The following is a 9,051-nucleotide window of genomic DNA, read 5'->3' on the forward strand; positions in this document are numbered from 1 at the left end:
TGTCTGGCCTGGGCGGTCCGATGCCCCACACGATCGCTCTGGTCGTGTGGGGGCGGTGCCGTCCGTCGCCGGACGCGGCACCCCTGACGGTCGGCCCGCACACAGCGGCACCGGCCGCCTGGACGCGCTCCATGCCCCCCGGCAAGGACCGCATGGGGACCACCGGCTGACCTGAGCGGCCAGGGCGAAGCCCGCGTCCCGCTCGGGCGACCCGGGCTCGGCACGCCGCTCCCGGGCCCCGGCTCGGCCCCGCCGCGCGGGGAACCCGCCCCGGCGATCGAGAGGGCCGGCGGCTCCCGCCGGCCCTCTCGATCGCCGGGGCGGGACCCTGCTTCCGGAGAGGCCGCCCCGTTCACAGATCTGACGGGCGAGCAGGCGGTTTCGCGGCGAAGCCTCGGTGCGGCCCCCTACAATCGGTGTGGCCCCGTAACAATCGGTGTGGCCCCGTACAAGTGGTGCATCCGCTGACACGGTCGTAGCGTCATCACAGAACCGAGCAGGCGCGGGCGCGAGAGTCCGAAGACAGGCGGCCGGGAGCGGCGATGCGGAGATACACAGTCACCACGGCGGTCACGCTCTGTGCCGTCGCATCGCTCGCGGCCGCCATGGGGCCCGCTTCCGCCTTCCCGGCGGCGGCACCACCGGCCGCGCACGCGGTGAAGCAGCAGCCTGTCCCGCCCGTGCTCGTGGACTGCTTGTGGAACCCGCAGGTACATCCCGGCGACTTCATGATCGCCTGCGGAGACGGCAACAGCCGCCTCGCCTCGCTGCGCTGGTCCCATTGGGGTCCGGACTCCGCGGAGGCCACGGGCACGAACCTGGTGAACGACTGCAAGCCCTACTGCGCGGCGGGCACATTCCACTCGTACGCGGTCACCGTGCGGCTCGACGAGCCGAAGCCCTGGGCGAAGAACCCGAAGATGCAGCACTTCACCCAGATGAGCCTCGTCTACACCGCCGACCGGCCGGAGGGGTTCCAGCGCACGGTGACCTACCCCCTGTGGAGCTGACCTGACCAAGCGCGTTCGTCGTCGCCGGACAGCGTGCCCGTCACCGGTCGCAAGCCCTCTGCCTGCGTTTCTCCGCGCGCAGGGGATTCTTCCCCGGGAGGAGCTCACCCGATCGGGTCAGCCGATGTCGCGGCGCCTCCCACGCCGTCCCTATGTTCGACAGTGGCGTGGTGCGGTCACGCTTCGGGAGTCACCCGGCGGACCACGCCCGCAGGAGGCAGTCATGCGTCTCATCGCGATGCCCGCTGTCGCGGTCGCGGCATGCACCGCACTGGGGCTGTCGGCGCCGGCTGCGACGGCGGCCGACGGCGACGACCTCGTCGCAGGCGTCAGCCCCACGACCGTCAGAGTCGGCCAGACCGTCCAGCTGACCTTGCGCAACTGCAGCGAACCCAGCGAGGGCGGGATCGCCGAGGGCTCGCTCGTCGGCGGTGAGACGACGGCAAGGTCCCCCATCGGTCTCACGCTCCTGGAGCCACGCGCCGACGGAACCCTCACCGGCACGGCCACGATCACGGCCGATGCCACCCCCGGAACCAAGCAGACCATCTACTTCGCCTGCGCCTCGAACACGGACGAGGTCGCGGAGGCCACCGTCACGATCGCTCGCTAGTGCGGCGACCGGGAAGGAAGGCCGTGGCCGGACAACCATGGGACGCAGCGCAGGCGCGAGCGACGCGCTTTCAGTGGGGTCACCTCTCACCGAGAGGTGACCCCACTGTTCGGGATTCACGGGACCCGGGCAGTCCACTTTGGGGAGGAGAATTTCGTGGCGGCCAGTTCCTCGGCACGCTCGAGTTCCTGCCGGGCGATCCGGCCGGTGGCCAGGCCGTAGCGGGCCCGGAAGGACCCGATCATGCGGTCGATGACGGCCTCGCGGGACAGACCGGTCTGCCGCCGCAGCGGGTCGACGCGCTTCTTGGCACTGCGGATGCCCTTGTCGGACAGCTTCTCCCGACCGATGCGGAGCACCTCGAGCATCTTGCCGGCGTCGATGTCGTACGACATGGTCACGTGGTGCAGGACCGCACCCGGACCGCCGTCGGGGCCGACCACACGCTTCTGCGCGGCTCCGGCGATCTTTCCGGCCTCGGTGGCGATGTCGTTGAGGGGCTGGTACCACGCCGTGATGCCCATGTCGCCCAGGGCACCCAGCACCCAGTCGTCGAGGTAGGCGTAGGAATCGGCGAACGACAGTCCGGACACGAGGGAGGCGGGCACGGAGAGCGAGTACGTGATGGTGTTTCCCGGTTCCACGAACATGGCCCCGCCGCCCGAGATGCGACGCACCACGGTGATCCCGTGGCGCTCGGCGGCTTCGTCGTCCACCTCGTTCCTCAACGACTGAAAACTGCCGATCACGACGGCAGGTCCGCCCCACTCCCAGACCCGGAGAGTCGGTGGTCGGCGCCCCGCGGCGACCTCCTCCGTCAGGACCTCGTCGAGCGCCATGTGCAGGGCCGGCGACTGGGGCTGCTCGTGGATGAGTTGCCAGTCGTAGTCGGTCCAGTCCGTCGCCTGGGCCAGAGCACGCCGGACTGCGATGGCGACGCCCTCCGCGGTCAGGCCGTACATGACGGTGCCCTCGGGAAGGCTCCTTTCGATCCGCAGGACGAGGTCGGCGGCCTCCGTGTCGACGGGGACCCCTTCGAGCGCCCGGTCGAGGGCGAGGAGTGCCTCGTCCGGTTCGAGGAAGAAGTCGCCGGCGACGCGGACGTTGCGCATGACGCCTCGGTGGTCGTCGAGATCGACCACGACCAGCTTGCCCCCGGGCACTTTGTACTCGCCGTGCATGATGATTCACCTTGATCATTCGTCCGATGCAGTCACGGTAACGCCGTCGTTGTGCCTGCTGTTCCACGTCGACGGCCCCGGCCGGTGGTGATACCGGCCGGGGCCGTTCAGCAGGGTGGTCAAGTTGGACGGCCGGATGCACGGCGGAGGCTCGTCGGGGCGTGGGCCGAGGCCGTCGCCGGCACGCGGAGGCGTCAGCCCTGGCGCGCCTTGAAGCGGGGGTTCTTCTTGTTGACGACGAACGTCACACCCCGGCGGCGCACCACCTGGGCCCCCGGCTTGGACTTCAGCGAGCGCAGAGAGTTGCGCACCTTCATGACTGTCTTCTCCTCTTGCTCGGATACGGGAGCGCGGTCAGCCACGGACCGTTGGCGTGCGGCCGTAGCGCCGCTCGAAGCGCTCGACCCGGCCCGCGGTGTCCACGACCCTCGAGGTGCCGGTGTAGAACGGGTGGCTGGCCGACGAGATCTCGACGTCGATCACCGGATAGCTGTTGCCGTCCTCCCACTCGATCGTGCGGGTCGAGTGCGCGGTCGAACGGGTCAGAAACGCGAAGTCAGCGGCGCGGTCGCGGAAGACGACCGGGCGGGAGACGGGGTGGATGCCGTGCCTCATGGGATGTCCCTCCTCATGGCCTCCGCCGCACGGCGGAGGCGTGGTTCAGCGTTCCTCGCGGAAGAGAACGTGCTCCCCCGCCACCGGGTCGTACTTGCGCAGGACGAGCCGGTCAGGGTCGTTGAGACGGTTCTTGCGCGTCACATAGGTGACGCCGGTCCCGGCCGTCGACTTCAGCTTGACGACGGGACGCATGGTGCTGCGTGCCATGAGGTACTCCTTCCGCCGACACTCCACGGGCTTGACCCGCTCATGCCATTCGCTTGCTGCAACAACGGTTTCCGTCGTCGCATTCCCGGGGCGTCACCCGGACATCGCGTCCGGACTCGTCCGGACGCGTCCGGTGCGCCGCGTCTCATTGCCCCGGCCGGAGACCGGCCGGGGCAATGAGACGAAGCTCGTGGTCGTGAAGGGCGGTCGCCTCTCGGCGAAAGGCTCCATGAGGCTTCAGCCGAACGATCGTCCTCATGGGCGAAAGGTGAGGCCCGGGGACACGGTTCCCTTCATCACCACGCGTTGTCCAACCGGACGGGCCCCGCAGACATTCCCCCTGCCAAGTCACAGGAGTCTCACGAGGGTGGCGGGGGCAACTGGAGGTGGCGCAGGTCGTCGGGCACCGGACTGGAGGGCCGGAACATCGGCGCCGCCTCACCGTCCGCAGCCGTCGCAGGGGCGTCCGTGAGCCTCATCCGCTCCCGCAGTCGCCCGTAGAAGTTGGCAGGGGCCAGCCTGACCAGGCGCAGGGGGCGCGGGGACGCGATCACACCGATCCAGTCGCCGGGCTCGAGGATGGCGCGCGGCTGCCCGTCGACGCTGACCGCGGCGCGCCCCGAGTGGGGCAGCACGCGCAGGGCGACCGGCTCGTCCGCGTTGGCGATGACCGTACGGTTGAAGGTCATGTGCGGGGCGACGGGAGTGAAGATCACGGCCCGCATCCGGGGAGAGAGCACCGGCCCGCCCGCGGCGAAACTGTAGGCCGTCGAGCCGGTCGGGGTCGCGAGGATGACACCGTCGGCCGAGTACGAGGCGAGCAGTCGGCCGGCGATGTAGACGCCCACACTCACCTGATGGTCCCGCGCCAGCTTCTCCACGACGATGTCGTTCAGCGCGGTGACGTCCAGCGCGATCCCCCACGGGTCTCCCTCTTCCGGATCGGTCTCCGGCTGCGGGGCAGGCAGCGCCGGGCCACGGCCGTAGCAGAGAACCTCCTCCTCGGGGGCGGGCACCTCGAGCAGCCTGGACGCCCGCATCGTGAGCGTCATGCGCTCCTCGCACTCGGACTTTTCTGTGTGCACGGCGTCCAGCGCCTGCTCCACCTCGGCGACCGGGGTCTCGGTCAGAAAGCCCACCTTGCCCACATCCACGCCCAGCACCCTGATGTCCCTCTGGGCGGCGATCCGTGCTCCGCGCAGGAACGTGCCGTCCCCGCCGAGGGTCACGATGAGATCGGGGCTGCCCGCGGCCTGCACCTCCTCGCGAGCGCTGTGCCGGCTCCCCTGGCCCTGCCACACATCGATGTCGACGCAGCCGATACCGTGCCGTGCGCACCACGCGCGCACGATCTGTGCTCCGGACACCGCCTCCCGGCGGCCTCCGTGCACGACGAGTCCCACCCGGCTGATCGGCATGTCCGTCTCCCAGCCCGCCGTCGCATCTGTAGGCCTGTAAGCCATCGTCACAGTTTCTGCAGGTGACTGCCATGGGATCGGCCCCTGTGGCGTCCGGCGGGTGCGGAACGGCGCCGCGGTGATCGGGTCGGCCGGGCCCTGGGCGAAAGGTGTTGGCCGGGGCCCCCTCCGGCGCACGGACGGCCGGCGAGGTCCTGGCCCGCGCCTGACCGGCGCGGTCGAAAAGCGACTGCAGGCGGCTCCGCGACTGGATACGACTTGCCGCTGGATCCCGGCCTTCAGGGCCTCGCCGGGCAGAACGTACCCCGCGTCCGAGCGGCCGCGGATCTGGCCGACGTCCCGCCCTCGGAGCCTGTGACCTTCAGCGATAGGTGGCCAGAGGCGTCGGAAAGTCTGCTGGGGAGCGGCGAGTGCTCAACGGTGGTTGGCCATTTTTCTCAGAGATAGTTGGCCACTGCGGTCTCGACTTCGTCGCGGAGGTGGGGTGAGGCGTGCTGCCTGAGGTGCGTCCAGGTCCCTCCCCATTGCTTTGATCCTTTTGCCGGAGCCGAGGGCAGCATGGTGTGGAGGGCGTCCTGACGGGCGGTTGTGTTCATGGTGAGGAGGGTGTCGGCTCCCGCAAGCAGGGTGGCGCTGGCGACGGCCGAGGGGGGCGGTGCGTCCCATCTCACCCTTTCGACGTGGTCCCCTCTCGTTCCTTGCCGCTGTCGTAGTTGATCAACGTGTAGGTCGAGTGCGTCCGGTAGGTCGGCGGGGGTGAGGTCCTTTCCGAGCGGCCAGGTGGCCTGGAGGACGGTCGCCATGACGCGGAGATCGCTGAAGTAGCGGCTGGCCTGGGTGGGATCAGCGCAAGGGGAGAGCAGGTCGTTGATCTGGCTCTGCAGGCGCCTGAGCGGGGTGGTGACCCCGGGTTGGGGAGGGTTCTCTTCGACGTCGATGCGAGTGCCGCAGAGCAGTCGATCCGAGGTGATCTCTGGTCTTTGGTTGCGGCATTGAGCTGGGTGCAGGCCGCTGTGAGCGGGCATGGGCAGGAATCTGCTGCCGGCGCGCTCGGAAGAGTGGACAGGTCGTTGGCAGCCCGGACAGGTGTCCTGCAGGAACTTTCCGTGCTCCAGGCAGAGGAAGCTGATCGGGAGGAGCCATCGAATCTTCCAGGGGCCGCCGTGTCGCTGCTGGATCGCTGAACCGTTGCCGGCGAGGCAGTGCGGGCAGTAGCGCGTGAACTTGGTGAACACCCAGGCGTCGTAAAGGTAGTTGCGCCTCGTGCGCGCGTGGATAGATGCGGTGATCGGCGGATATCGGTCAGCGTCCGGCGCGAATGTGAGACGGCTGGCTTCCTCGGTGGTCAGCCGCATGGCGTGGGCGAACGTGTTGAGGTGTTCGCCGAGGTCCAGGAGGTACTGGCCCCCGGTGTAGGGCCTTCTGCTGGTCAGGATGCCGCCCCGTGCGGTCTCCTTGCCGCTGTCCATCGCTTCCTGGCAGCCGTCCTCGACGAGCCGTTCCAAGAGGCCCACGACGCCGTCGGTGCGGCGCATGAGGTACTCGGGCATGGTGCCGGAGGTGAGCATGCCCGGTTCTGCCTTCAGCAGCCGCAGGCTGTCCTCCAGGCCGGCCAGGTGGTCGTGGAAGGCTGCGATCTGGTCGGGGGTGGTGTAGCGGAAGCGGTCGAGTTCGACCAGGTCGAAGCGGCGTTCTGTCTGTGTCGCCTCCAGGCCGTGGACGCGCGTGTGCGGGGAGGGCGGCATCACCCACTGGCGAGTGGTGGCGTCCCAGTGTCCTTGCCGCAGGAGTCCCGAGCCGAGGATGTCGACGCCGACCAGGACGAGTGTGACGTTCATGCTCATCAGGACGCGGATCAGGTCCAGGGTGTCCTGGTCGTCTGCCCGGTGCATGCGCAGGCGGGTGATGTCGTCGAGGATCAGCGCCTGGGTGCCGTGGTCGTCCAGCGAGTCGGCGACTTGCCGGATCAGCTGGGGCAGGGTGAGCCGTCGGTTCTCGGCGCCGAAGAAGTTGAGGATCGCCTGGCAGGTGCCTTTCGGTTTGGCGGTGACGGGTGTTTGGACGTAGGCGACGGGTGCGCGCAGGTCCCGGACGCCGTCCACGGTGTTCGGGTTGAGGTGATCATGCAGGGCCAGCCAGGCGTCCTCGAAGGCAGCGGCGACCTCGCAGACCGTTTCCGTCTTGCCCTGGTAACCCCAGCCCGTGACCATCGCTCCGGCCCGCGTGGACGGCCGTGTCTTGAGCGCGTTGTTGCGCAGGCGGCGGTTGACCAGGCGCGACACCTTCAACGACATGGGCGTCTCCTGCAGCGGCAGGTGGACGTGGGTCGCGGTGCGGTGCAGGTCATAAAGCGACCGCTCGCGAGGCTGAGCGCCTTCCACTCGGCGAGGGTCAGCTTCGGGGCGGGAACGAACGAGCGGCGGGAGGTGCGCCAGTTCTGCCAGCCCGTATAGGTGTCGCGACGTGGAGCCTGCCGTAGCAGCGCCTCGGCAAGATCGCTTTCCGGGATGGTGTGGCTCACCTGCGCTCCTCGGATCGGGCAACGGCCTCGGGTTCGTCCTCGTCCAATGGCAGCAGGAACAGCGTCCGGCGCCGCAGCACCTCGCCGAGCCGCGGCGGAGGAGCGGGCCGCCGCCCCGCGGTCGCTGCCTCACGCCTGCGGTGCCGGTCCGCATCGACGCGGTCCTGGACGGTGCGAGCCTGTTCGGGCCAGGCCAACACCTCCGCGTCACGACCCCGGCCGGAGGCCGCAGCCGGCGCCCGGTCGGCTGCGGCCGCCTCGGTCTGCGCGTGCTGCCGGGACCGCCTGCTGCGTTCACGCTTGGTCATCTGGGTCGGCCACAGGGCGACCGGGATGGCGGAGCCGAGCAACTCCAGCAGAACCGGGAGAAGTTCGGCATCGGAGCGGGGAGCAAGGCCCCGTCTGCGCGCCTCGGCGAGCAGCGCCTCGGCGGCCCGGTCGGAGAACGCCGGGATCTCCCCTTCGGGCGGCACCCCGCTCCAGCGCAGCACGTGCCAGCGGTCGGGCTCCATATCGTCCTGGAAGAACACGGTGCGGCGATCCCGGCGATCGGAGCGGATGACCCACTTGCCCTCGTGCCGGCCGCCCCGGGTGGAGGGCACGTGGAAACGCGGGTCGTCCAGGACGACGGCGTGATACCAAAGTCCGCCGATCTTCACCCCGCGCCGGGGATGGATCCTGACGTAGTGAGCCTTCAAGAGGCCGTAGTAGAGCTCCGGCCTGGGAATCTGCAGGGCGAAACCGCCCTGCTGCATCGCCGCAGCGAACAGCGAGTTGGGACTGTGGTCCTCGCCCGGACCCCAGGCCGGGGCGTACTCCCCCAGGATCCGGTTCTGCCAGATCTTCACCACCCAGGTCGCGATCAGGTGTTCCATCTGGGACATCGTCAACGCCGCATCGGCTTCCGGATCAGCCCCGCGGTCGGCGACGTCCGCCCCGGTGAAACCCAACAGGTGCTCCAGCAGCAGACTGTTGATCGCGGAAAAGGCCCGCTCGACGGCGAACTTGTCGGTAGGCCGCAGAGTGCGGGCAGCAAGGATGTTGCAGCCCAACGTCCGTTCCGCTTCCACCACGTGGTGGTTCTTGTAGGGGCTGCCGTGATCGGTGGTCACCGTCTCCGGGGCGAAGAACGGCAGGGCCGCAACCCGGTGCCCGGCGAACTGGGCAACCAGCGCGGCCGGGACGCCGGGATAGGGCCATTCCATGTCTCCATCCCAGCCCTCGCGCATCGGCAGAGGCAGCATCACATCCCGCAGCAGCATCGCGATGTCCACCGACGTGTCCGACACCAGAGTCAGCCGGAAGGCCACGATCGAGTGCGTGAACAGGTCCAGGGCGATCGTGAGCATCACCGACACCGGATCACCGAAGACGGATTCGCGTACCTTCACCGGCAACGGTGTCGTGTCCAGAGCGACCACCTGCCCGGGCGATGCACCACCACCCGCTGGGAAGCGTCCCGGGAGGCATCGGCGGAACGGGC

Annotated in this window: 9 protein-coding genes and 1 pseudogene; 2 read left to right on the forward strand and 8 right to left on the reverse strand. The window is 69.2% G+C overall.

Annotated elements, in window-relative coordinates; all coding sequences use genetic code 11:
- Positions 1–542 precede the first annotated feature (542 nt).
- Positions 543–1,010 carry a hypothetical protein gene (locus VXC91_RS39430; protein WP_329512176.1) on the forward strand — a complete coding sequence of 156 codons (468 nt, stop codon included), beginning with the start codon at positions 543–545 and terminating at the stop codon, positions 1,008–1,010.
- Between the two features lie 223 nt (positions 1,011–1,233).
- Positions 1,234–1,623, forward strand: coding sequence for a hypothetical protein (locus tag VXC91_RS39435; protein WP_329512177.1), 390 nt, complete (start codon positions 1,234–1,236; stop codon positions 1,621–1,623).
- 116 nt (positions 1,624–1,739) lie between these two features.
- Here the strand turns inward: VXC91_RS39435 and VXC91_RS39440 are convergent, their stop codons facing one another.
- The 8 genes and pseudogenes from VXC91_RS39440 to VXC91_RS39475 all read right to left on the reverse strand — a co-directional run.
- Positions 1,740–2,804 (reverse strand): lipoate--protein ligase family protein, encoded by a 1,065-nt coding sequence (locus VXC91_RS39440; protein ID WP_329512178.1) that lies wholly within the window; start codon positions 2,802–2,804, stop codon positions 1,740–1,742.
- Positions 2,805–2,998: 194 nt separating this feature from the next.
- Positions 2,999–3,121, reverse strand: coding sequence for a type B 50S ribosomal protein L36 (gene ykgO / locus VXC91_RS39445; RefSeq protein WP_059128114.1), 123 nt, complete (start codon positions 3,119–3,121; stop codon positions 2,999–3,001).
- A 37-nt stretch (positions 3,122–3,158) separates the two neighbouring features.
- A complete protein-coding gene (locus VXC91_RS39450; protein ID WP_329512179.1) occupies positions 3,159–3,419 on the reverse strand; it encodes a type B 50S ribosomal protein L31 in 261 nt (86 codons plus the stop codon).
- 45 nt (positions 3,420–3,464) lie between these two features.
- Positions 3,465–3,629, reverse strand: coding sequence for a 50S ribosomal protein L33 (gene rpmG / locus VXC91_RS39455; RefSeq protein ID WP_329512180.1), 165 nt, complete (start codon positions 3,627–3,629; stop codon positions 3,465–3,467).
- Positions 3,630–3,988: 359 nt separating this feature from the next.
- Positions 3,989–5,047 (reverse strand): NAD(+)/NADH kinase, encoded by a 1,059-nt coding sequence (locus VXC91_RS39460; protein ID WP_329512183.1) that lies wholly within the window; start codon positions 5,045–5,047, stop codon positions 3,989–3,991.
- 437 nt (positions 5,048–5,484) lie between these two features.
- Positions 5,485–7,341 carry a TniQ family protein gene (locus VXC91_RS39465; RefSeq protein ID WP_329512181.1) on the reverse strand — a complete coding sequence of 619 codons (1,857 nt, stop codon included), beginning with the start codon at positions 7,339–7,341 and terminating at the stop codon, positions 5,485–5,487.
- The gene (locus VXC91_RS39470; protein WP_329512182.1) at positions 7,332–7,568 is read right to left on the reverse strand and encodes a hypothetical protein; all 237 of its coding nucleotides are present in this window, start codon (positions 7,566–7,568) and stop codon (positions 7,332–7,334) included. The genes VXC91_RS39465 and VXC91_RS39470 overlap by 10 nt, the downstream gene beginning before the upstream one ends.
- Positions 7,565–9,051, reverse strand: a pseudogene (locus VXC91_RS39475) (transposase); the annotation flags it as partial. The pseudogene VXC91_RS39475 and the gene VXC91_RS39470, both read right to left, overlap by 4 nt.

The sequence above is a fragment of the Streptomyces chiangmaiensis genome (assembly GCF_036281785.1).
GTDB lineage: Bacteria > Actinomycetota > Actinomycetes > Streptomycetales > Streptomycetaceae > Streptomyces > Streptomyces chiangmaiensis.